Annotated in this window: 20 protein-coding genes, 2 tRNA genes, 2 rRNA genes and 1 pseudogene; 15 read left to right on the top strand and 10 right to left on the bottom strand. The window is 62.9% G+C overall.

Features of this window, described 5'->3' with window-relative positions; genetic code table 11:
- The first annotated feature begins 26 nt into the window (after positions 1-26).
- From nuoN to ACFIMZ_RS14010, 8 genes are all read left to right on the top strand, one after another.
- Positions 27-1,481 (top strand): NADH-quinone oxidoreductase subunit NuoN, encoded by a 1,455-nt coding sequence (gene nuoN / locus ACFIMZ_RS14045; RefSeq protein ID WP_431822498.1) that lies wholly within the window; start codon positions 27-29, stop codon positions 1,479-1,481.
- Positions 1,481-1,777 carry a DUF2818 family protein gene (locus ACFIMZ_RS14040; protein ID WP_431820045.1) on the top strand — a complete coding sequence of 99 codons (297 nt, stop codon included), beginning with the start codon at positions 1,481-1,483 and terminating at the stop codon, positions 1,775-1,777. The genes nuoN and ACFIMZ_RS14040 overlap by 1 nt, the downstream gene beginning before the upstream one ends.
- Before the next feature lie 51 nt (positions 1,778-1,828).
- Positions 1,829-2,419 carry an NUDIX domain-containing protein gene (locus tag ACFIMZ_RS14035; RefSeq protein ID WP_431820044.1) on the top strand — a complete coding sequence of 197 codons (591 nt, stop codon included), beginning with the start codon at positions 1,829-1,831 and terminating at the stop codon, positions 2,417-2,419.
- 136 nt (positions 2,420-2,555) lie between these two features.
- Entirely contained in the window at positions 2,556-2,978 is a 423-nt protein-coding gene (locus ACFIMZ_RS14030) for a DUF1178 family protein (protein ID WP_431820043.1), read from the top strand.
- 54 nt (positions 2,979-3,032) lie between these two features.
- On the top strand, positions 3,033-4,229 hold the full coding sequence (locus ACFIMZ_RS14025; protein ID WP_431820042.1) for an acyl-CoA dehydrogenase family protein: 1,197 nt from the start codon (positions 3,033-3,035) through the stop codon (positions 4,227-4,229).
- 10 nt (positions 4,230-4,239) lie between these two features.
- Positions 4,240-5,373: an acyl-CoA dehydrogenase family protein gene (locus tag ACFIMZ_RS14020; RefSeq protein ID WP_431820041.1), complete on the top strand. Its 1,134-nt coding sequence runs from the start codon at positions 4,240-4,242 to the stop codon at positions 5,371-5,373.
- 50 nt (positions 5,374-5,423) lie between these two features.
- Positions 5,424-5,885: a MaoC family dehydratase gene (locus tag ACFIMZ_RS14015; RefSeq protein WP_431820040.1), complete on the top strand. Its 462-nt coding sequence runs from the start codon at positions 5,424-5,426 to the stop codon at positions 5,883-5,885.
- A complete protein-coding gene (locus tag ACFIMZ_RS14010) occupies positions 5,882-6,358 on the top strand; it encodes a MaoC family dehydratase (protein ID WP_431820039.1) in 477 nt (158 codons plus the stop codon). Before ACFIMZ_RS14015 ends, ACFIMZ_RS14010 begins: the two co-directional genes overlap by 4 nt.
- Positions 6,359-6,424: 66 nt before the next feature.
- Here the strand turns inward: ACFIMZ_RS14010 and ACFIMZ_RS14005 are convergent, their stop codons facing one another.
- The 4 genes and pseudogenes from ACFIMZ_RS14005 to ACFIMZ_RS13990 form a co-directional block, all read right to left on the bottom strand.
- The gene (locus tag ACFIMZ_RS14005; protein ID WP_431820038.1) at positions 6,425-7,117 is read right to left on the bottom strand and encodes a glutathione binding-like protein; all 693 of its coding nucleotides are present in this window, start codon (positions 7,115-7,117) and stop codon (positions 6,425-6,427) included.
- A gap of 205 nt (positions 7,118-7,322) precedes the next feature.
- Positions 7,323-7,446 (bottom strand): annotated as a pseudogene (locus ACFIMZ_RS14000) (phosphotransferase family protein); the annotation flags it as partial.
- 67 nt (positions 7,447-7,513) lie between these two features.
- Complete coding sequence (locus ACFIMZ_RS13995; RefSeq protein WP_431820037.1) at positions 7,514-8,230, bottom strand: histidine phosphatase family protein; 717 nt, start codon at positions 8,228-8,230, stop codon at positions 7,514-7,516.
- Positions 8,231-8,237: 7 nt separating this feature from the next.
- Positions 8,238-9,029 (bottom strand): oxepin-CoA hydrolase, alternative type, encoded by a 792-nt coding sequence (locus tag ACFIMZ_RS13990; RefSeq protein WP_431820036.1) that lies wholly within the window; start codon positions 9,027-9,029, stop codon positions 8,238-8,240.
- A gap of 201 nt (positions 9,030-9,230) precedes the next feature.
- Between ACFIMZ_RS13990 and ACFIMZ_RS13985 the strand changes: the two genes are divergently transcribed.
- A complete protein-coding gene (locus ACFIMZ_RS13985; RefSeq protein ID WP_431820035.1) occupies positions 9,231-9,887 on the top strand; it encodes a glutathione S-transferase in 657 nt (218 codons plus the stop codon).
- Positions 9,888-9,980: 93 nt separating this feature from the next.
- On the opposite strand, the gene ACFIMZ_RS13980 is transcribed toward ACFIMZ_RS13985, so the two are convergent.
- Both ACFIMZ_RS13980 and ACFIMZ_RS13975 read right to left on the bottom strand, forming a co-directional pair.
- Entirely contained in the window at positions 9,981-11,153 is a 1,173-nt protein-coding gene (locus tag ACFIMZ_RS13980; RefSeq protein WP_431820034.1) for a pyridoxal phosphate-dependent aminotransferase, read from the bottom strand.
- A 33-nt stretch (positions 11,154-11,186) separates the two neighbouring features.
- The gene (locus tag ACFIMZ_RS13975; RefSeq protein WP_431820033.1) at positions 11,187-11,684 is read right to left on the bottom strand and encodes a putative toxin-antitoxin system toxin component, PIN family; all 498 of its coding nucleotides are present in this window, start codon (positions 11,682-11,684) and stop codon (positions 11,187-11,189) included.
- 57 nt (positions 11,685-11,741) lie between these two features.
- Between ACFIMZ_RS13975 and yaaA the strand changes: the two genes are divergently transcribed.
- Positions 11,742-12,524, top strand: coding sequence for a peroxide stress protein YaaA (gene yaaA, locus ACFIMZ_RS13970; protein ID WP_431820032.1), 783 nt, complete (start codon positions 11,742-11,744; stop codon positions 12,522-12,524).
- A 55-nt stretch (positions 12,525-12,579) separates the two neighbouring features.
- Positions 12,580-13,734: a M14 family metallopeptidase gene (locus tag ACFIMZ_RS13965; RefSeq protein WP_431820031.1), complete on the top strand. Its 1,155-nt coding sequence runs from the start codon at positions 12,580-12,582 to the stop codon at positions 13,732-13,734.
- An 85-nt stretch (positions 13,735-13,819) separates the two neighbouring features.
- Here the strand turns inward: ACFIMZ_RS13965 and ACFIMZ_RS13960 are convergent, their stop codons facing one another.
- From ACFIMZ_RS13960 to ACFIMZ_RS13945, 4 genes are all read right to left on the bottom strand, one after another.
- On the bottom strand, positions 13,820-14,476 hold the full coding sequence (locus ACFIMZ_RS13960; RefSeq protein WP_431822497.1) for a BspC domain-containing protein: 657 nt from the start codon (positions 14,474-14,476) through the stop codon (positions 13,820-13,822).
- 144 nt (positions 14,477-14,620) lie between these two features.
- Positions 14,621-15,295 carry an energy-coupling factor ABC transporter permease gene (locus ACFIMZ_RS13955; protein WP_431820030.1) on the bottom strand — a complete coding sequence of 225 codons (675 nt, stop codon included), beginning with the start codon at positions 15,293-15,295 and terminating at the stop codon, positions 14,621-14,623.
- Positions 15,296-15,372: 77 nt separating this feature from the next.
- A complete protein-coding gene (locus ACFIMZ_RS13950) occupies positions 15,373-16,209 on the bottom strand; it encodes a LuxR C-terminal-related transcriptional regulator (protein WP_431822496.1) in 837 nt (278 codons plus the stop codon).
- Positions 16,210-16,412: 203 nt separating this feature from the next.
- Complete coding sequence (locus ACFIMZ_RS13945) at positions 16,413-17,630, bottom strand: DUF2863 family protein (protein ID WP_431822495.1); 1,218 nt, start codon at positions 17,628-17,630, stop codon at positions 16,413-16,415.
- A gap of 564 nt (positions 17,631-18,194) precedes the next feature.
- Between ACFIMZ_RS13945 and ACFIMZ_RS13940 the strand changes: the two genes are divergently transcribed.
- From ACFIMZ_RS13940 to ACFIMZ_RS13925, 4 genes are all read left to right on the top strand, one after another.
- A 16S ribosomal RNA gene (locus ACFIMZ_RS13940) occupies positions 18,195-19,727 on the top strand.
- 63 nt (positions 19,728-19,790) lie between these two features.
- Positions 19,791-19,867 (top strand) — tRNA-Ile (locus tag ACFIMZ_RS13935).
- Positions 19,868-19,906: 39 nt separating this feature from the next.
- A tRNA-Ala gene (locus ACFIMZ_RS13930) sits at positions 19,907-19,982 on the top strand.
- A 276-nt stretch (positions 19,983-20,258) separates the two neighbouring features.
- Positions 20,259-23,140: ribosomal RNA gene (locus tag ACFIMZ_RS13925) — 23S ribosomal RNA — on the top strand.
- Together the 16S and 23S rRNA genes with 2 tRNA genes alongside form the textbook arrangement of a ribosomal RNA operon.
- The last annotated feature ends 43 nt before the right edge of the window (positions 23,141-23,183 follow it).

Raw genomic sequence — 23,183 nt, 5'->3', positions numbered from 1 at the left:
AAATCAAGATCATGCAAAACGCTCCTATGAATGTCCTGTTGCCTGACGCGCTGGTGATGGCCGCCATCATCGTCGCATGGCTGAACGACACCTTTACCGGCGCGGCCGGCCGTCGCCTGACCTATCTGATCGCGGTGGTATCGTCGGTGGTCGCCGGCGTGTGGTTCGCGGTGCAGGCGCTCGACCCGCAGCAGTACTACTTCTTCTCGCGGATGATCGTCGTCGACTCGTTCGCGAGCATGATGAAGGCGGTCGTGTCGATCGGCTTCGCGGTCACGCTCGTCTATTCGCGCAAGTACCTCGAAGACCGCGACATGTTCCGCGGCGACGTGTTCCTGCTCGGCATGTTCTCGCTGCTCGGTCAGCTGGTCATGGTGTCGGGCAACAACTTCCTGACGCTGTATCTCGGCCTCGAACTGATGTCGCTGTCGCTGTACGCGGTCATCGCGCTGCGCCGCGACGCCGCGCAGTCGAGCGAAGCCGCGATGAAGTACTACGTGCTGGGCGCGCTCGCGTCGGGCTTCGTGCTGTACGGCATCTCGATGCTCTACGGCGCGACCGGCTCGCTCGATCTGGCCGAGGTGTACAAGGCTGTCGGCGGCAACATCGACGCTGCCGTGCTGATGTTCGGCGTGATCTTCATCGTCGCCGGCATCGCGTTCAAGCTCGGCGCCGTGCCGTTCCACATGTGGGTGCCGGACGTCTACCAGGGCGCACCGACCGCGATGACGCTGTTCGTCGGCGGCGGCCCGAAGGTTGCCGCGTTCGCGTGGGGTCTGCGCTTCCTGGTGATGGGGCTGCTGCCGCTCGCGCAGAACTGGCAGATGGCGCTCGTGATCCTGGCCGCGCTGTCGCTGATCATCGGCAACATCACCGGTATCGTCCAGCGCAACATCAAGCGGATGCTCGCGTACTCGGCGATCTCGAACATGGGCTTCGTGCTGCTCGGCCTGCTCGCGGGCATCGTGAAGGGCGACGCGACGGCACCGGCGAGCGCGTACAGCTCGGCGATGTTCTACGCGATCGTCTACCTGATCACGACGCTCGGCTCGTTCGGCGTGGTGATGCTGCTCGCGCGCCGCGACTTCGAAGCGGAAACGATCGACGACTTCAAGGGCCTCAACAAGCGCAGCCCGGTGTTCGCGTTCGTGATGATGGTGATGATGTTCTCGCTCGCCGGCATCCCGCCGACGGTCGGCTTCTACGCGAAGCTCGCGGTGCTCGAGGCGACGGTCAACGCCGGCCTCACGTGGCTCGCCGTGCTGGCCGTGATTACGTCGCTGTTCGGCGCGTTCTACTACCTGCGCATCGTCAAGCTGATGTACTTCGATGCACCGCAGGACTCGACCCCGATCGCCGGCGATTTCTGCAAGCGCACGATCCTGGTGCTGAACGGCGTCGCGGTCGTCGTGCTCGGCCTGATCCCGAGCCCGCTGCTGACGGCCTGCCTGCAGGCGATTCGTCACACGCTGCCGCTGTAATGTCGGCAGCCGGCTGGTTTATCGTGCTGTTGGCGCTCGCGGGCGCCAACCTGCCGTTCCTGAACCAACGCCTCTTCGCCTTCGTGCCGCTCGGCGCGGCGAAGAAGAGCGCGTGGGTGCGGATCGGCGAGCTGATCGTGCTGTACTTCGTGGTCGGCGCGCTCGGCTTCTGGCTCGAATCCCGCGCCGGCAACCGTTTCGAACAAGGCTGGCAGTTTTACGCGATCACGTTCAGTCTCTTCGTCGTCTTCGCGTTTCCCGGCTTCACGTTCCAGTATCTCGTCAAACGACGCTGACGGCCCAGGGTCCGCTTCCCACGGCCGTCGCGCTCAACCCCGGAGCCGCCGATGGCCGAATTGCCCAATCACGACGCCGCACTGACCGAAACCTGCCTCGAAAGCGAGGCAATTTTCGACGGCGCCTTCCTCAAGCTCAAGCGTGACACCGTGCGCCTGCCCGACGGCAAGCATGCGACGCGCGAATACGTCCAGCATCCGGGCGCGGTGATGGTGATTCCGCTGTTCGACGACGGTCGCGTGCTGATGGAGAGCCAGTATCGCTACCCGATCGGCAAGGTGATGGCCGAGTTTCCGGCCGGCAAGCTCGACCCGAACGAAGGGGCGCTCGCCTGCGCGGTGCGCGAACTGCACGAGGAAACCGGCTATACCGCGCGCGAATACGTGTTCCTGACGCGCATCCATCCGATCATTTCCTATTCGACCGAGTTCATCGACCTGTACCTCGCGCGCGGCCTGACGGCCGGCGAGCGCAAGCTCGACGACGGTGAATTCCTCGAGACCTTTACGGCAACGCTGCCCGACTTGCTCGAATGGGTGCGGACCGGCCAGATCACCGACGTGAAGACGATCATCGGCACGATGTGGCTCGACAAGGCGCTGTCCGGCACGTGGCCGCTCGGCCCGGTGCTGACGCCCTGAAGGCGGCGTCAGCGGCGCTACGGGCGCCGCGCTACAATTCAATGACTCCGGGCGCCCGCAGCAGTGGGCGTCGGTTTAGCACGACCGTTCACAAAAATTCTTTTTGCGCTACACTCGTCAAACGCCCTGATTCAGCATGAAGGTCCTCGATTTACAGTGCCCGCATGGTCATCGGTTCGAAGGCTGGTTCGCTTCCGCCGATGAATTCGAAGCGCAGTTGTCTCGCAAGCTGGTCGAATGTCCGGTGTGCGGGGCGACCGAGGTCAGCCGCATGCCGTCGGCGCCACGCCTGAACCTGTCGGGCGCGACGCAGGCGAAGCCGGCCGATCCGCGCGCGTTGCAGGCGCAGGTGATGCGCGCGTTGCGCGAGGTGCTGGAGAAGACCGAGAACGTGGGCGAGCGCTTCGCCGAGGAAGCGCGGCGCATCCATTACAACGAAGCGCCGGCGCGCAGCATTCGGGGCGTCACGACGCCCGAGGACGCGCAAGCCTTGGTCGAAGAAGGCATCGACGTGATGCCGCTGCCGATTCCTGGCGCGCTGAAGGAAACGCTGCAATAACGTGCGCAGCGTGTCCTCGCCGGGCCGGTCGGCCGCGGCGAGGAGACACTTCGCATGGATCTGGATTATTCCCCCGCCGACGACGCGTTCCGCGCCGACATTCGCGCCTGGCTCGAGGCGAACCTGCCTCACGCACTGCGCGCCAAGGTTCTCGATCACAAACGACTCGACCGCGAAGACTACGCGAGCTGGCACCGGATTCTCGGCCAGCGCGGCTGGTCCGCGCCTGCGTGGCCGACCGAATACGGCGGGCCGGGCTGGAACGCGACGCAGCGGCACATCTGGGACGACGAATGCGCGCGGATCGGCGCGCCGACCGTGCTGCCGTTCGGCGTGTCGATGGTGGCCCCGGTGCTGATGAAATACGGCAGCGACGCGCAGAAACGCCGCTATCTGCCCCGCATCCTGGACGGCTCGGACTGGTGGTGCCAGGGCTATTCGGAGCCGGGTTCCGGCTCGGATCTCGCGTCGCTGCGCACGCGCGCAGAGCGCCAGGGCGACCATTACGTCGTCAACGGACAGAAGACCTGGACGACGCTCGGCCAGCACGCCGACATGATGTTCTGCCTCGTGCGCACCGATCCGGCCGCAAAGAAGCAGGAAGGCATCTCGTTCCTGCTGATCGACATGAAGACGCCTGGCATCACAGTGCGGCCGATCATCACGCTCGACGAGGATCACGAAGTCAACGAGGTGTTCTTCGAGGACGTCAAGGTGCCGGTCGAGAACCTCGTCGGTGACGAGAACCGCGGCTGGACCTACGCGAAATACCTGCTCGGCCACGAACGGACGGGCATCGCGCGCGTCGGCAACTCGAAACGGGAGCTCGCGTTCCTGAAACGGATCGCGCTGAACCAGCGGAAGAACGGCAAGCCGCTGCTCGCCGATCCGGTGTTCGCCGCGAAGGTCGCATCGCTCGAAGTCGAGCTGATGGCGCTCGAGGTGACGGTGCTGCGCGTCGTCAGCCGCGAGACGAGCGGCAAGGGGCCGGGCCCGGAAGCGTCGATGCTGAAGATCAAGGGCACCGAGGTGCAGCAGGCGCTCACCGAGCTGATGTTCGACGCGATCGGCCCGCAGGCGGCGCCGTTCGACGTGCCGTTCCTCGAAGGCGAGCGCGCGCACAGCGTGGCGGGCGACGACGATGCCGCGCCGCTCGCCGCGTACTACTTCAACTTCCGCAAGACGTCGATCTACGGCGGCTCGAACGAAATTCAGAAGAACATCATCGCGCAGATGATTCTCGGACTGTGAGGAGCATTGCATGGACTTCACCTTTACCGACGAGCAGCAGCAATTCGCCGACGCGCTGCGTCGCTATCTCGACGAGCAATACGGCTTCGAAACGCGCCAGGCGATCGTGCGCAGCGAAGCCGGCGTGTCGGACACGCAATGGCAGGCGTTCACGGAACTGGGGCTGACCGCGCTGCCGGTGCCGGACGCGCAGGGCGGTTTCGGCGGGAGCGCGATCGACATGCTGGTCGCGCTGCAGGCGCTCGGCCGCGCGCTCGTGGTCGAGCCGTACTGGGCGACGGCGGTCGGCGTCGAGGCGTTGCGCGTCGCCGGTTCGGGCGCGGGCGAGGACGCCGCGCTGCTGGAAGGCGTCGCGCACGGGCAGAAGCGTCTCGCGGTTGCGTTCCACGAGCCGCACGCACGCTACGACCTGTTCGCGCTCGACACGCGCGCGAGCGGACCGGACGGCGCGCAGCGCCTGACCGGCATCAAGTCGATCGTGCAGCACGGCGCGCAGGCGGACGTGTGGATCGTGCCCGCGCGGCTCGACGACGGCGCGGTGGGCCTGTTTGCCGTCGAGCGCGGCGCGGCGGGCGCGGACGTCGTCGACTACCGGACGATCGACGGCCAGCGCGCGGCGACCATCCAGCTGCGCGACACGCCCGCGCGGCGGCTGACGGGAGGCGAACGTGATGCGGCGGCGCTCGAGCGGATCGCCGATTACGCGACCGTGCTGCTGTGCGCAGAGGCGGTCGGCGCGCTCGACGAACTGAACCGCGCAACCGTCGAATACACGAAGACGCGCGAGCAGTTCGGCGTGCCGATCGCGCGTTTCCAGGCGCTGCAGCACCGGATGGTCGACATGCTGATCCACGCGGAGCAGGCGCGTTCGCTGACCTATCTTGCCGCGGTGCGCTACGCGAGCGACGATGCCGATGCGCGGCGCAAGGCCGTGTCGGCCGCGAAGGCGCGCGTCGGGCAGGCCGCGCGCTTCGTCGGCCAGCAGGCGGTACAGTTGCACGGCGGGATGGGTGTGACCAACGAGGTGGCGGCTGCGCATCTGTTCAAGCGCCTGTCGATCATCGAGACGACGCTCGGCGACACTGATCACCATCTCGCCCGCATCGCGGCGCTGCCTGATTTCATGCAGGCCGACGCGGCGTAGTGGCGTAGCGGCAAATCGGCGCGTGCGCGCGCAAACCAAGGAGAGACAGAGTGGGTATCAGTTACGAAGATCTGGTGGTCGGCGCCACGACCGAAGTCGGGCGCTACACGTTCGAGGCGGACGACATCAAGACGTTCGCCGGGCGCTACGACCCGCAGCCGTTTCACATGGACGAGGCGGCAGCGGAAGCCTCGCCGTTCGGCGGGCTCGTCGCGAGCGGCTGGCACACCTGTTCGGTGTTCATGGGCATGCTGGTGCGCAACGTGCTGCCGGGCTCGACCAGCATGGGTTCGCCGGGCATCGACGAAATCCGCTGGCTGAAGCCGGTGCGCGTCGGCGACACGATCACGATGTACCAGAAGATCCACGACAAGCGCGTGTCGGCGAGCAAGCCCGATCGCGGCATCGTGACGACCGAGTGGATCGGCGTCAACGGCGGCGGCGAGACGGTGATCACCGTGCGTTCGAAGGTGATCTTCGGGCTGCGCGATCCGGCCCGGGCGAGCGCATGACGGCGGCGGCCCTGCCGCTGATCGCGTCGGCGCAGGCGCTGACGGCACGCGTCGGCGAAGCGCCGCTCGCAAGCGGATGGATCGTCGTCGACCAGCGCCGCGTCGACGGGTTCGCCGACGCGACGGGCGATCATCAGTGGATTCACGTCGATCCCGAGCGTGCGCGACGCGAATCGCCGTTTGGCGGTCCGGTCGCGCACGGTTTCCTGACGCTGTCGCTGATTCCCGCGTTGATGGCCGACGCGATGCGTTTCGAGCAGAAGATGGGCTTGAACTACGGACTGAACCGGGTGCGCTTCATGAAGCCGGTGCCGGTCGGCGCGCGCATCCGCGCGCTGTTCGCCGTGCAGGAAACCGCCGAGGTGGAGAAGGGCGGCATCCAGGTGACGTGGGCCGTCTCGATGCAGGTCGAACGTACCGAGACGCCGCGGCTCGTGTGTGCGGCCGAGTTCGTCACGCGGCACTATTTCTGAAGCGCTGGCGGATTCGCGCATCGGGCGTCGCGCGATGTGCGGCCCCATGCGCGACGCCCGGAACGTTCAGTGCTTCGCGTATTGCGTGGCGCCGAACAGCACCTCGCGCGCCTTGTCGTCCTGCAGCGCCTTGCGCAGCGACGCCAGCACCTCGACGCCGCGCTGCACCGCCGGCCGCGCGGCGATCGCCTCATGCCAGCGCTTCACGTTCGGGAACTCGTCGAGCTCGATCCCCTGGTTCTGCCACGAGCGCGTCCACGGGAACGTCGCGATGTCCGCGATCGTGTAGTCATCGCCGGCGAGATACGCGGTTTCGCCGAGCCGCTTGTCCATCACGTTGTAGAGGCGGTGCGCTTCGTTCGTATAGCGGTTGACCGCGTAGTCGATCTTCTCCGGCGCGTAGAGGCGGAAGTGATGCGCCTGCCCGAGCATCGGGCCGACGCCGCCCATCTGGAACATCAGCCATTGCAGCGTCGCGTAGCGCGCGGCCGGGTCCGTCGGCAGGAACCGGCCGGTCTTTTCCGCGAGATAGATGAGGATCGCGCCCGATTCGAACAGCGCGATCGGCTTGCCGCCGGGGCCGTCCGCATCGACGATCGCCGGAATCTTGTTGTTCGGGCTGATCTTCAGGAAATCCGGCTGGAACTGGTCGCCTGCGCCGATATCGATCGGGTGCACGCGATATTCGAGGCCGGTTTCCTCGAGCAGGATGTGCACCTTGTGACCGTTCGGGGTCGCCCAGCTGTAGACGTCGATCATCGTCAACTCCTTCAATGCGTCCGCGATAGCGGCGCCGCCGGGGCGCCGCGACAGGCGGTCATTAGAGCACGGATCGACGCAGGCTGCCGGCGGCGCGCTGAGCGCTATTCGACGTAGCGTGCGAACTCGAGTTTCGCGATCGCGATGCGGCGCACTTCGTCGCGGCCGTCCGCGAAACGCAGCGTGCGCGCCGACGCGCATGCATTCGCGCGCATCACGTAGCTGCGGGCCGGCGTGACGTGCCTGAAGGTCGGATTCGACGGGGCGTTGTTGAACTGCTCGACGGTCAGCGGCCCGCAGAAGCCGTCGACGTGCTCGGCGAGCCAGCGCGTCGACGTCGAGACCCGCATTGGCGCATGCTCGGATCCCATACCAAGTTCCAGGCAGGAACGACGATCAGGATTGCGTGAACTTCAGATACTGCTGATACAGCACTTCCATCGTCGTGTTGCGCGCGTCCCGGTGCAACGCTTCGGGCGGCGAGTAGTTGAGCAGGCGGACGACCCAGTCGTGCGGAGCGTCGCCGACGTCGAGCGCGTTGATGCAGCCGGTCGATTGCGACAGGTGGCCGATGAAGAGCCGCTGGCCCGGCACCGTCGCATGCGACAGCAGCGCGCAGTTGACCCCGCCGTGCAGCACCAGCAGCGCGGTGTCCCACGTGCCGTCGGCGCGCAGCGCGTCGAGCGGCGGCAGCACGCGGTCGATCAGTTCGCCGATCGTCTCGCCGCCGAGAAAGCGCGTCGATTCGGGCACGATGCCGTCGAGCACGCGCAGGAACGCATCGCGATGCTGCTCGGGCGGGATATCCGACAGATGTCCGCCGCGGATCTCGCGCCAGGCCGGTTCGACCTCGATGTCGATGCGCTGGCCGGTTTCCGCGAGCACGCGTTGCGCGGTTTCGAGCGTGCGGGGCAGGCCGCTTGCGATCACGCGGTCGAAGCGGATGCGCTGTTCGGCGAACAGGCGTCCGGCGGCGCTGGCCTGGTCGCGGCCGCGCGCGTTGAGCGGCACGCCGTCGGGATCGATCGCGCGTCCCGAAGCATCGAAATAGGTGACGTCGCCGTGCCGCATCAGGTAGATGCGACGGCGCCGAGGCAGTTCGAAACGTGACATGGCTGGGTTAGCGTTTGTAGCGGGCCGGGCGTTTGTCGAGAAACGCGGTGATGCCTTCGAGCGCATCCGCGTGATACAGCGACGCGACGAAATGGTCGCGTTCGGTGACGAGATGTGCATCGAGCGGTTGCGCGGCCGCGTCGTCGAGCAGCGCCTTGATGCGCGTCAGCGCGTTCGGCGAGATGTTCGAGAGCGCGTCGGCCCAGGCCAGCGCGTCGTCGAGTGCGGCGCCGGGCGCGGCGAGACGGTTGACGACGCCGAGCGCATGCAGGCGCTCGGCCGCGACGGGCTTGCCTTCGAACAGGATCTCGGCCGCGAGTGCGCGCGGCAGCGCGCGGGCGAGGAACCACGAGCCGCCGCCGTCCGGCGTCAGGCCGACGCGCGCGTACGACATCACGAACTTCGCATCGTGCGCAGCGACGATCAGGTCGCAGGCGAGCGCGAGCGAGAAACCGGCGCCGGCCGCGGCCCCTTCGACCGCCGCGATGACGGGCTTCGTCGACGCGCGGATCGCGGCGATCCACGCACCGAGCAGGTCGATGCTGTCGGCCTGATGGGATGGATCCTTCGAGCGGTTGTCGAGCAGCCGGTTCAGGTTGCCGCCCGCGCAAAAGAAGCGATCGGCGCCGGCGAGCACGACCGCGCGAATCGCCGGATCGCGCTCGGCGGTGGCGAGCGCCTCGATGCCCGCTGCATACATGTCGGGATGCAGCGCGTTGCGCGCGCCGGGATTGGATAGCGTGAGGACGAGCGTCGATTCGCTTTCGGACGGGCGTGACGCCAGCAGTTCAGCACTCATGCGAGTGTGTCTCCATCGAATGGCGCGGCTGAGACGCCGCATTCGCTGCACGGGCAGGCGATGATGTCGCGGCTGCGGAGGCAACGAAGTCGTGACAGAATTGGAACTGCCTTAGACTAGCACGAACGTGCTTTTCAGCGCGACGAATCCCGATACGCCGGGCATCGGCCCGGCCAGATCCCAGCGAGGAAGGAGACTCCGATGCTACAGCTGTGCGGTATTCCGTTGTCCAACTACTACAACAAGGTGAAGTTCGTTTTGCTCGAGTACGGCATTCCATTCGAGGAATCGCCGTGCGGCCTGCCGATCAGCGATCCGGCCGTGCTCGCCGATACGCCGCTCGGCAAGATTCCGTTCCTGAAGACCGAACAGGGCGCGCTGTTCGAGTCGCAGGTGATCATCGAATATCTGGCGGCGCGCTATCCGGACAAGCCGATTTTCCCGTCCGACCCGTTTGCGGCGGCGAAGGTGCGCGAGCTCGTCGAGACGCTCGAGCTGTATCTCGAATGGACCGCACGCGAGATCTATACGGAAGCGTTTTTCGGCGGGAAGGTCAGTGACGGGATGAAGGCGCACGTCGAGAAGCGCCTGCCGCGCGCGATCGACGCGTTCAAGAAGATGACGCACTTCTCGCCCTACGTGCTCGGCGATTCGTTCGGTCTTGCGGACATCGCCGCGTCGATCCACCTGCCGGTCATCGGCATGGCGACGAAGACGGTCTACGGCCGAGATTTCCTGCTCGAAGCGGGCATCGACTGGAAGGCGCATGCGCAGAAGGTCGGCGAGCGCCCGGCCGCGCAACGCGTCGCCGAAGATCGCAAGGCGTATCTCGCGGCGGCGAACGGCAAACGTCCGTGAGCGTCGCGTTCGCTTGACGCATGCGCTGCGACGGGCGGGGAGCGGCGGCGCGCGTCCCGGCGCGCCGCGCAGGCCCGGGCGGTACGGGCCTGCTTACAGCTTCGCGAGCCGTTCGAGCGCGGTGGCGAGCGTGCGTTCCTGCTTCGCGAAGCAGAAGCGCACGACGCCCGATTCATGCGGCGCGTGATAGAACGCCGACACCGGGATTGCCGCGACGCCGATTTCCGTCGTGAGCCACTTGGAGAATTCCGCTTCGGGCAGGTCGCTGATAGCCGAATAGTCGACGCACTGGAAATACGTGCCCGAGCACGGCAGCAGCTTGAAGCGCGTGCGTTCGAGCCCGGCGCGGAAGAAGTCGCGCTTCTTCTGGTAGAAGTCGGCGAGCGTCAGGTACGGCGCCGGGGCGCGCAGGTAGTCGGCGAGCCCGAACTGCATCGGCGTATTCACCGTGAACACGTTGAACTGATGGACCTTGCGGAACTCCGCGCTGAGCGCGGCGGGCGCGGCTACGTAGCCGACCTTCCAGCCCGTCACGTGATAGGTCTTGCCGAAGCTGGACACGATGAAGCTGCGCGCGGCCAGTTCCGGATAGCGCGCGACGCTTTCATGGCGCGCGCCGTCGTACACCATGTGCTCGTACACCTCGTCCGACAGGATCAGCAGGTTGGTGCCGCGCACGATCTCCTCGAGCTTGCGCATGTCCGCTTCGCGCCACACGGTGCCGGTCGGGTTGTGCGGCGTGTTGATCAGGATCATCCGCGTCTTCGGCGTGATCGCGGCCGCGAGGCGGTCGAACGGGATCGCGTAGTCGGGCGCTTCCAGCGTGACGAACACCGGCTTGCCGCCCGCGAGCTCGATCGACGGCAGGTAGCTGTCGTAGGTCGGCTCGACGACGATCACCTCGTCGCCGGGGTGCACCGCGCACAGGATCGCGGTGAGCAGCGCCTGCGTCGCGCCGGCCGTCACCGTGATCTCGGTCGCCGGATCGTAGCGGCGGCCGTACACCTGCGCGATCTTGTCGGCGATCGCTTCGCGCAGCGGCGCGACGCCGGCCATCGGCGGATACTGGTTGTGGCCGTTGCGCATCGCGGCGGCGACCGCGTCGACGATCCGCGGGTCGCAATCGAAGTCCGGAAAGCCCTGGCCGAGGTTGACGGCGCCTTTCTCGGCGGCAAGCGCGCTCATGACCGTGAAGATCGTCGTGCCGACGTTCGGCAGACGCGAGGGGAAAACGGGAGTCGTTGGCATGTCGGAAGGAGCGTTCATCGGTGGCTGTCGGAAGTGAAGGGCGCCGGCGGCTCAGGCCGGCGTGACCGCGTCGGCACTGGCGACGTCGAGCGTGCACGCGTCGGTGAACGGCGCGGGCTGGGCGATCCGGAAGCCGAAGTCGCGCGCGGTGCGCTTCGCAAGCTTGAGCAGCGCCCGGTCTTTCGACACGAGCCACTCGGCTTGCGCGGCGCGCGCCAGTTCGAGAAACTTCTGATCGTCGCGATCCTTGCATTTCGGCAGCGGCGGCGCGTCGGCGTCGACCGGCGGCGGTTCGACCCTTTGCGCGAGGCGGGCGACGGTCGCGAGCGCGGCCGCCTTGTCGACCGCGCGCGCCTGGAACTGCGGATAGTCGAGCACGTGCTCGAGCTCGGTCAGGCAGCGGCCGTCGATCAGCGCGACGAGCGCGCCGCGCTCCAGTGCGGCCCGGATCGGGCGCGTGGCGGGGTCGTCGAAGACGAGGATGTCGATCCAGACGTTCGAATCGAGCACGACGCGACATGCGGCGCGTGGGGCGGGGGAGCTGGGCATTCGTTACAATCGGTGGTTTTCGTCTGACCGCACGGCACGGCGTGCCAGCGAGCCTCTATGATAATCGTTCTCTCTCCCGCGAAATCCCTCGACTACGACACCCCTGCCCATGTCGCGACCTACACCGAGCCTGCGTTCGTCGACGACGCGTCGGAGCTGATCGACGGGCTGCGCAAGCTGTCGCCGCAGGACATCGCGACGCTGATGGACATCTCCGATCCGCTCGCGCGCCTGAACTTCCAGCGCTACGCGGACTGGTCGCCGACCTTCTCGCCCGCGAACGCGAAGCAGGCGGTGCTCGCGTTCAACGGCGACGTGTACGAAGGCTTCGACGCGAAGTCGCTGTCGTCGGCAGACCTCGATTACGCGCAGCAGCACGTGCGCGTGCTGTCGGGCCTGTACGGGCTGCTGCGCCCGCTCGACCTGCTGCAGCCGTACCGGCTCGAGATGGGTACGCGCTTCGCGAACGGGCGCGGCAAGGATCTCTATGCGTTCTGGGGCGACCGGATCACCCGCGCGTTGAACGCGCAGCTGGAAACGCGCGGCGGCGCGTCGCGAGTGCTGATCAACTGTGCGTCGACCGAGTATTTCAAGTCGGTCAAGCCGAAGCTGCTGGCCGCGCCGGTCATCACGCCGGTGTTCGAGGACTGGAAGGGCGGCCGCTACAAGATCATCAGCTTCCACGCGAAGCGCGCGCGCGGCCTGATGGCCCGCTATGTCGTCGAGAACCGGATCGCCGAACCGCAGGCGCTGAGGGATTTCGCGGTGGAAGGCTACGCGTTCGACGAAGCCGCATCGAACGATTCGACTTACGTATATCGCCGGCGAGTCGGCGAGTGACCTGCGGGTGGTTCACGAGACCGCCGGAGCAGCTTTGCATGGGACAGGAGAGACGATGACCCTTTCGATCACCAGTAATTTCGACGCCGGCGCGATCGACGTCGTGTCGTGCGAGCAGCCGGACGCGATCCGTCTGCGCGTGCGTGGCGACAATCAGGCGGAATTCGCGCAGTGGTTCTACTACCGCGTGACGGGCGCGCGCGGCGAGCGGTGCGTGATGACGTTCGAGAACGCGGCCGAATGCGCGTATCCGTCGGGCTGGCACAACTACAGCGCGGTCGCGAGCTACGACCGGGTCGACTGGTTCCGCGTGCCGACGACGTTCGACGGCAAGACGATGACGATCGACCATACGCCCGAGTTCGACAGCATCTATTACGCATATTTCGAGCCGTACTCGGAAGAGCGTCATGCGGCGTTTCTCGGCGCGGTCCAGCAATTGCCGCAGGCGAGCGTGACCGAGCTCGGCCGGACCGTCGAAGGGCGGCCGATGTCGCTGCTGACGCTCGGCGCGCCGGACGCGGACGGCGCGCCGAAGAAGAAGGTGTGGATCATTGCGCGCCAGCATCCGGGCGAGACGATGGCGGAGTGGTTCGTCGAGGGGCTCGTCAAGCGTCTTGCCGGTTGGGGCGACTGGGCGGGCGATCCGGTCGCGCGCAAGCTTTACGACCGAGCGACGTTCTACATCGTGCCGAACATGAATCCCGACGGCAGCGTGCACGGCAACCTGCGGACCAATGCCGCCGGCGCGAACCTGAATCGCGAATGGATGGAGCCGGATGCCGCGCGCAGCCCCGAGGTGCTGGTCGTGCGCGAAGCGATTCACGCGACCGGCTGCGATCTGTTCTTCGATATCCACGGTGACGAGGATCTGCCGTACGTGTTCGTCGCGGGTTCGGAAATGCTGCCGAGCTTTACCGAGCAGCAGGGGATCGAGCAGACGGCGTTCATCGACGCGTTCAAGGTCGCGAGCCCGGATTTCCAGGACGAACACGGCTACGCGGCGAGCAAGTACAAGGAGGATGCGCTCAAGCTCGCGTCGAAGTACATCGGGCACCAGTTCGGATGCCTGTCGCTGACGCTCGAGATGCCGTTCAAGGACAACGCGAACCTGCCCGACGAGCGCGTCGGCTGGAACGGCGAACGCAGCGCGGCGCTCGGCGCGGCGATGCTGGCCGCGATCCTGCGACACGTCGAGACGTTCGCGTAAGGGCGTTTTCGGCGGGGCAAGAATGAAGCCGGGGCATCACTGGATGTCCCGGCTTTTTTTCGTCTGCCGTTGTCGCCCCGTCGTGTCAGGACTGCTTCGCCGTCGACTTCTTCTTCGCGACTTTCTTCTGGGCCGTGGATCGCTTCGTTGCCGAAGCCTTCTTGGCGGTGCGGCCGGAGGCTTTCGCCTTGGTCTTGCCCTTCGCCGACTTGCCCTTGACGCTCTTTTTCGACGGCGCTGGCCGTTCGGCACGCGGCTTGAGCGGCGGAACCGGATCGTTCCAGCTGAATGCGAGCATCTGCTGGCCGACATAGCCGCAACGGAATTTCAGCGCCGTCGAGTCGCCGCCATCGTTGCGAATGCCGAGTCCGTCGACGGTGACGATGTTGTCGACCTTGACGCGCTGCTTGCCTTGGTCGAACGCGTCGTTCCACGGCGTGATCGTCGCGTTGCCGCTGTCGAACGCAGTTGGCGGGAATTCGACGCGATCGAAGGCCGACGACGTGCTGGCGATGAAGCTGCCGTGGGCCGCGCAGTCCGCGACGAGCGGATCGGCGTGCATCTCGTTGACGAACTTGTTGATCAGTTCGGAGCGCTGGTCGAGGAGGTCGGCGAAGACCGGTGCCGAAAGTGCAAGCGACAGACCCGCGACACAGGCTGCCAGCTTGCCGAACGCTCTGAGGATTCGGAGCGGGGCGGGTGAGCTGTCCATCTGGTTATTGGTGAGGAGCAAATAAGACATCGGGCACGTATAGATGCCCGATGAAGAACCGGAGTTCAATCTTAGCGTAAAAAAGTCGCGTGACAGTAGACGTGACGCTCTCCCGCGTTGCGGACACCGCGCGATGACGCAAGAACTCGCAAGATTGTTGCCGCCGGCGCGCGCTTACGCACGCGGGCCGCCGAGACGATAGCGCCGGACGTCGAAAGTCGTGACCCAGGCAGGGCGATAGACGGCGATGAGGGCTGTCGCCATGCCGGTGAACCATGCTTCGCCAAGCGCGAGCAAGGCCGTATTCCACAGATAGCCGGACGGAATGACGATGGCGGTGCCGTCCGCGAGTGCGAGCTGCACCCCGGCCGCTGCAGCGGCGACCGCGACGATCGTGATGGCGGGCGACAGAAACCCCTGGCCCGTAATGAACGACGACAGATTGTGCGGCAGCCACGCGAGCGCCGCGCGCTGCAGCAACGACGATATCGCGACGGGCCATGCGCCGTAGATCAGGTAGGTCAGGCCGATCCCGTGCCACGGCGCGTCGAAGATGATCGCGGCGACCACCGTCACGATGCCCATCGCGATCAGCGCGAGTGTCCAGTCGAATAATGTGACGAGCAGGGTCGCGCCGAGCAGGTGCATGACGAGTCCGTCTTCGAGCCAGGCGTTTGACGCCCAGAGCACCGTGATCGCCGTGATGAGCGCGAGCCACACGTGCTGGAGCGTCGCGTCCTGGAGACGGACGAACGGGCGCTTCCAGATCGCCAGCGCGAGCAGAGCCGCGGCGGCGATCCAGCCACCGACGCCAACCCATAGCGGAAGCGGTGTGAAGAGAAAACCCATGCGTCCATATTACTCGTTGAACATCAAACATGGGAATCTGCTCGCATGTCGACCGTCGCGATCGCGATACGGTCAGGCTAGCGATCGCGGCGGAACCGGGCAGGCGGTTCGGCGGCGTGGAGCGTCTTCTGCATTCCGTCGTTCGCAGCCGGCGACGGGTATTTGCAATTGTCGCGCACGGCGCGCAGCGACACCGGCCCGCGTTCGCCCAGCACCGGCCTGCGCGCGCCGTCGCGGCTCGACAGCAGGACTTCGAGGTGCGGAGACAGCCAGCCGTTGTAGATCGCGACCGCGGCGGCGCGATTGGTCGCGCCAAGTTGCTGGAAAATGCTCGCGAGGTGGATCTTCACGGTGCCTTCGCTGATGCCGAGCGTGCGCGCAATCATCTTGTTGGTGTTGCCCATGTGGACGAAGCGCATGATCTGCGCCTGCCGCGGCGACAGCAGGCGGGTGGCCGAACGGCGGGGAATCGTCCCGGCGAGCTCCTGGACATGCGATTCGTGGCGGGTCACGAGCAGCGAAGGCAGCAGGTTGAGAGCGATCGGCGGGATGTAGTGGCCGCCGAGCAGCACCATTTCGAATGCGCGGACGATCAGGTGCGGCCGTGTCGAGCGAGGGATCACGCCGGTGACGCCGCAGTTGAAGAGACCCCGGACGGTTTCGGGCGTGGCGTCGTCGATCAGGACTGCGGCAGGCGAAGGCGAACAGGCGTTGCAGAGCGCCTGAAGCTCGCTGAGCCGACCGACGTCCTGCCAGTCGATTGCGACCAGGTCGAAACGCTCGTTGCGCAACAACCGGCGCGCCTGGAAGCCGTCAGGCGCGTCGTTGTATCCGGCGTGACGGTCGATCTGCCGCAACAGGGCTTTCAGTCCGTCACGTCGCTCCGCGTCTGAATTGAGAACCAGGAAACGCATAGTCTGACCTCCGTAAGGTTGTAAGTCGCATCGAGCTGCTGGCGTCATGCCTTGATCTCGATCATGACAAACACCTTACATGATGTCTGCTTGGCCGAATGGCTTAGGAAAAGTCAGAAATTTTTTTAGGACAATGAAAAAGCCGCTCCGGTGGCAACCAGGAGCGGCTTTCGACGAGCCGGCCGTTCGGGAGGTGCGTCGGTTCAGTGGAAGTGCGGCTGAGCGGGCGACGCGTCTTCCGGCATCTCGGCGTGAACGATTTCCCCGAGCGGGTCTGCGTACAGCGGTACGCCGCAGTCGTCGCAGTATTCCGGTTCGAAGCGGCCCGCGTGCCGGCGAACGTCGGTCACGCCGCATTCCTTCAGCAGGCTGACGATTTCCTCGAGCGGTCCGTCGATCGGCATGTCGCCTTCGAGCGTGCCGTTATCGGTCGCCACATCCCCATTCTCACGGCCGTAGAGCGGCCAGACGACGCCGTAGATCACGTCGTTGTTGCCGCGGCGCGTGAAGCCGATTCGATATTCGTCGATACGACGTTCGCCGAAGCCGGCGACCACTGCGCGCAGTTCCTGCGGCGCTGCACCAAGTGTGTCAAAAAGATAACGAACGGCCGTTCGGACCGTGTGCGGGCGAATCCTTTCGTCGGCATCGCGGCAGGCCGAATAGTACGCGTCCGGAAGCAGGCATTCGAATTCGCACCCAGGCAGGGCGATTGCGAGGTTCGGGCCGCCTTGCGCAGTCCATTGCTCGAGGCACTGACCGCGTTCGATCCGGGAGCCGTGCTCTTCCTCTTGCCAGCGGAACAGCGGGGCGCCCGCCGGGGCGGCCACGACGGCAAGCAGGAAGCGCGGATCGGCCAGGATCGGCGAAGTCTCGGGCAGGTCGCCGAAGTTGAGCTTGGCGGCGTGCTGGCCGAGCGCGGCATGCGCGAGTTGCTGGGCGAGGCGATAGGTTTCGACGTGATGCCGCGGCAACTGGTCGATGCTGTAGAGGAACGGGGCAAGCCCGACGAGCGTGCCGTTTGCGAGGACGTGCGCCTGCAGATGCGTGCGCAGGGCTTCGGCGGTGTCCGTCTTCAGCGGACCCGAAGGGATCACGTAGCGCGTCCACGCCAGCACGGGCACTGCGATCAGCAGCGCATCGTGCGGTTGGCCGTCGTGTTCGATCACCATCGACTCGCTGTGCGTCTCGGCCATGTCGGCAAGCGCGCCGTATGCGTCCGGATGGTTCTGCTGGAGATGGTCGAGGGCCGCATCGAGCGTGGTCTGGTTGCCATTGCGAACGATCTTGGCGAGCAGCGCGTCGAGCTTCGCTTCCCAGAAGCGATCCTCGATGCGGCTGCCGGAGGCGAAGAGCGCAAGCGACAGGCCGACCAGTTTGTCGGCATCGGGAGGAAGACGTTTGGCGATTCGCTGGCGCATATTAAATTCGTATAGAAAGGGGCGAAGAACATCACATTCTAGTCCGTTCTGTGCACAGTAAGCGGTCTCGCACTGCGGCATCGAGTGTGCCCGAATCAGGGACTATGTAAAAAAGTGCTTCGAACCCCTTGCGCGGAACGCGGGAGGTGCCTAGAATCACGCCTCTTTCGCGCTCACGGCAACGCGGCGCGGAAGGGGGAAACGGAGCTGGTTGGCGGTCGTGGTTGGACACCCGGTCAGCGAAGGAAGATGAACCCCGCAGTCGCAACGATGTAGTAAAAAAAGTTGTTGACGAACTGCGAAACAGTGTTCATAATCTCGTTTCTCTGCTGCTGACAACGCAGCGCTGCTGGGAAAGACGAAGTGCTTCTCGCAGAAACGCTCTTTAAAAATTAACAGCCGATAAGTGTGGGCGCTTGATGACCGCGAGCCGATCTTCGGATCGGATTAGCAAAAGTATCAAGAGTCTCACACTAAAGTAAGTCAGGTTTATGAAGCAATTCATATTCCTGTCAGCTTTGAGTGAGCGACCGGTTCTACGGAACCGAAAACAGTAACAGGTTTGAACTGAAGAGTTTGATCCTGGCTCAGATTGAACGCTGGCGGCATGCCTTACACATGCAAGTCGAACGGCAGCACGGGTGCTTGCACCTGGTGGCGAGTGGCGAACGGGTGAGTAATACATCGGAACATGTCCTGTAGTGGGGGATAGCCCGGCGAAAGCCGGATTAATACCGCATACGATCTACGGATGAAAGCGGGGGATCTTCGGACCTCGCGCTATAGGGTTGGCCGATGGCTGATTAGCTAGTTGGTGGGGTAAAGGCCTACCAAGGCGACGATCAGTAGCTGGTCTGAGAGGACGACCAGCCACACTGGGACTGAGACACGGCCCAGACTCCTACGGGAGGCAGCAGTGGGGAATTTTGGACAATGGGGGAAACCCTGATCCAGCAATGCCGCGTGTGTGAAGAAGGCCTTCGGGTTGTAAAGCACTTTTGTCCGGAAAGAAATCCTCTGCCCTAATATGGCGGGGGGATGACGGTACCGGAAGAATAAGCACCGGCTAACTACGTGCCAGCAGCCGCGGTAATACGTAGGGTGCGAGCGTTAATCGGAATTACTGGGCGTAAAGCGTGCGCAGGCGGTTTGCTAAGACCGATGTGAAATCCCCGGGCTCAACCTGGGAACTGCATTGGTGACTGGCAGGCTAGAGTATGGCAGAGGGGGGTAGAATTCCACGTGTAGCAGTGAAATGCGTAGAGATGTGGAGGAATACCGATGGCGAAGGCAGCCCCCTGGGCCAATACTGACGCTCATGCACGAAAGCGTGGGGAGCAAACAGGATTAGATACCCTGGTAGTCCACGCCCTAAACGATGTCAACTAGTTGTTGGGGATTCATTTCCTTAGTAACGTAGCTAACGCGTGAAGTTGACCGCCTGGGGAGTACGGTCGCAAGATTAAAACTCAAAGGAATTGACGGGGACCCGCACAAGCGGTGGATGATGTGGATTAATTCGATGCAACGCGAAAAACCTTACCTACCCTTGACATGGTCGGAATCCTGAAGAGATTCGGGAGTGCTCGAAAGAGAACCGGCGCACAGGTGCTGCATGGCTGTCGTCAGCTCGTGTCGTGAGATGTTGGGTTAAGTCCCGCAACGAGCGCAACCCTTGTCCTTAGTTGCTACGCAAGAGCACTCTAAGGAGACTGCCGGTGACAAACCGGAGGAAGGTGGGGATGACGTCAAGTCCTCATGGCCCTTATGGGTAGGGCTTCACACGTCATACAATGGTCGGAACAGAGGGTCGCCAACCCGCGAGGGGGAGCTAATCCCAGAAAACCGATCGTAGTCCGGATTGCACTCTGCAACTCGAGTGCATGAAGCTGGAATCGCTAGTAATCGCGGATCAGCATGCCGCGGTGAATACGTTCCCGGGTCTTGTACACACCGCCCGTCACACCATGGGAGTGGGTTTTACCAGAAGTGGCTAGTCTAACCGCAAGGAGGACGGTCACCACGGTAGGATTCATGACTGGGGTGAAGTCGTAACAAGGTAGCCGTATCGGAAGGTGCGGCTGGATCACCTCCTTTCTAGAGCTATCTCGCACAAGTTGAGCGCTCACGCTTATCGGCTGTAAATCAAGACAGACTCAGGGGTCTGTAGCTCAGTCGGTTAGAGCACCGTCTTGATAAGGCGGGGGTCGTTGGTTCGAATCCAACCAGACCCACCAATTGTCTGGCGGAACACACCTGAGGAAGTCTCTGTACATGGGGGCATAGCTCAGCTGGGAGAGCACCTGCTTTGCAAGCAGGGGGTCGTCGGTTCGATCCCGTCTGCCTCCACCAATCTTCAATGACAAGCGTTCGACGTGGTCGAATCCTTGTCATTGGCGATTGAGCCAGTCAGAGTGATATGAGTAACACCATATCGGCTGTCGTTCTTTAACAATCTGGAAGAAGTAAGTAATTTGGATAGCGGAAGCGTCTTTGAGATGGACGTGAAAACTATCCGGGTTGTGATTGTATCGATGTATCTCAAGATGATTCGAACTTCATGTTCGGCTCAATTGGAATACGGCACAACGCGAGAACTCAACCTGTAACGAGACAGACTCGTTATAGGGTCAAGCGAACAAGTGCATGTGGTGGATGCCTTGGCGATCACAGGCGATGAAGGACGCGGTAGCCTGCGAAAAGCTACGGGGAGCTGGCAAACAAGCTTTGATCCGTAGATGTCCGAATGGGGAAACCCACTCCTTTTGGAGTATCCATAGCTGAATACATAGGCTATGTGAAGCGAACGCGGTGAACTGAAACATCTAAGTAACCGCAGGAAAAGAAATCAACCGAGATTCCCAAAGTAGTGGCGAGCGAAATGGGATGAGCCTTGTACTCTTTATTTGTATTGTTAGCCGAACGCTCTGGAAAGTGCGGCCATAGCAGGTGATAGCCCTGTAGGCGAAAACAGTATGAAAGAACTAAGTGTACGACAAGTAGGGCGGGACACGTGAAATCCTGTCTGAAGATGGGGGGACCATCCTCCAAGGCTAAATACTCGTGATCGACCGATAGTGAACCAGTACCGTGAGGGAAAGGCGAAAAGAACCCCGGGAGGGGAGTGAAATAGATCCTGAAACCGCATGCATACAAACAGTCGGAGCCTCGCAAGGGGTGACGGCGTACCTTTTGTATAATGGGTCAGCGACTTACGTTCAGTAGCAAGCTTAACCGTATAGGGCAGGCGTAGCGAAAGCGAGTCCGAATAGGGCGTTCAGTTGCTGGGCGTAGACCCGAAACCAAGTGATCTATCCATGGCCAGGATGAAGGTGCGGTAACACGTACTGGAGGTCCGAACCCACTAACGTTGAAAAGTTAGGGGATGAGCTGTGGATAGGGGTGAAAGGCTAAACAAACTTGGAAATAGCTGGTTCTCTCCGAAAACTATTTAGGTAGTGCCTCGTGTCTCACCTTCGGGGGTAGAGCACTGTCATGGTTGGGGGGTCTATTGCAGATTACCCCGCCATAGCAAACTCCGAATACCGAAGAGTGCAATCACGGGAGACAGACATCGGGTGCTAACGTCCGGTGTCAAGAGGGAAACAACCCAGACCGCCAGCTAAGGTCCCCAAATATAGCTAAGTGGGAAACGAAGTGGGAAGGCTAAAACAGTCAGGAGGTTGGCTTAGAAGCAGCCACCCTTTAAAGAAAGCGTAATAGCTCACTGATCGAGTCGTCCTGCGCGGAAGATGTAACGGGGCTAAGCTATATACCGAAGCTGCGGATGCGTGCTTGGCACGCATGGTAGGAGAGCGTTCCGTAAGCCTGCGAAGGTGCGTTGAAAAGCGTGCTGGAGGTATCGGAAGTGCGAATGCTGACATGAGTAGCGATAAAGGGGGTGAAAGGCCCCCTCGCCGTAAGCCCAAGGTTTCCTACGCAACGTTCATCGGCGTAGGGTGAGTCGGCCCCTAAGGCGAGGCAGAAATGCGTAGCTGATGGGAAGCAGGTCAATATTCCTGCACCATTGTTAGATGCGATGGGGGGACGGATCGCGGAAGGTTGTCCGGGTGTTGGAAGTCCCGGTCGCTGCATTGGAGAAGGCGCTTAGGCAAATCCGGGCGCGGAATTCAAGGGTGTGGCGCGAGCTTCTTAGGAAGCGAAGCAATTGGAAGTGGTTCCAAGAAAAGCCTCTAAGCTTCAGTCTAACGATGACCGTACCGCAAACCGACACAGGTGGGCGAGATGAGTATTCTAAGGCGCTTGAGAGAACTCGGGAGAAGGAACTCGGCAAATTGGTACCGTAACTTCGGGATAAGGTACGCCCTTGTAGCTTGACCAGCCTGCGCTGGAAGGGTGAAGGGGTTGCAATAAACTGGTGGCTGCGACTGTTTAATAAAAACACAGCACTCTGCAAACACGAAAGTGGACGTATAGGGTGTGACGCCTGCCCGGTGCCGGAAGATTAAATGATGGGGTGCAAGCTCTTGATTGAAGTCCCGGTAAACGGCGGCCGTAACTATAACGGTCCTAAGGTAGCGAAATTCCTTGTCGGGTAAGTTCCGACCTGCACGAATGGCGTAACGATGGCCACACTGTCTCCTCCCGAGACTCAGCGAAGTTGAAGTGTTTGTGATGATGCAATCTACCCGCGGCTAGACGGAAAGACCCCATGAACCTTTACTGTAGCTTTGCATTGGACTTTGAACCGATCTGTGTAGGATAGGTGGGAGGCTATGAAACCGGAACGCTAGTTTCGGTGGAGCCGTCCTTGAAATACCACCCTGGTTTGTTTGAGGTTCTAACCTTGGCCCGTGATCCGGGTCGGGGACAGTGCATGGTAGGCAGTTTGACTGGGGCGGTCTCCTCCCAAAGCGTAACGGAGGAGTACGAAGGTACGCTAGGTACGGTCGGAAATCGTGCTGATAGTGCAATGGCATAAGCGTGCTTAACTGCGAGACCGACAAGTCGAGCAGGTGCGAAAGCAGGTCATAGTGATCCGGTGGTTCTGTATGGAAGGGCCATCGCTCAACGGATAAAAGGTACTCTGGGGATAACAGGCTGATACCGCCCAAGAGTTCATATCGACGGCGGTGTTTGGCACCTCGATGTCGGCTCATCTCATCCTGGGGCTGTAGCCGGTCCCAAGGGTATGGCTGTTCGCCATTTAAAGAGGTACGTGAGCTGGGTTTAAAACGTCGTGAGACAGTTTGGTCCCTATCTGCCGTGGGCGTTGGATATTTGAAGGGGGCTGCTCCTAGTACGAGAGGACCGGAGTGGACGAACCTCTGGTGTACCGGTTGTCACGCCAGTGGCATCGCCGGGTAGCTATGTTCGGAAGAGATAACCGCTGAAAGCATCTAAGCGGGAAACTCGCCTTAAGATGAGATATCCCTGGGGACTAGATCCCCTTGAAGGGTCGTTCGAGACCAGGACGTTGATAGGTCAGGTGTGTAAGCGCAGTAATGCGTTCAGCTAACTGATACTAATTGCCCGTAAGGCTTGATCCTATAACAAGTCTGTTTTACAGCGGTTGAATGACCGCGATGTGTG

The organism is Burkholderia sp. F1 (assembly GCF_050813845.1).
Classification (GTDB): Bacteria; Pseudomonadota; Gammaproteobacteria; order Burkholderiales; family Burkholderiaceae; genus Burkholderia; species Burkholderia ubonensis.
Note: the sequence above shows the minus strand (reverse complement) of the source record. Positions and strands in the feature narration are given on the sequence as shown.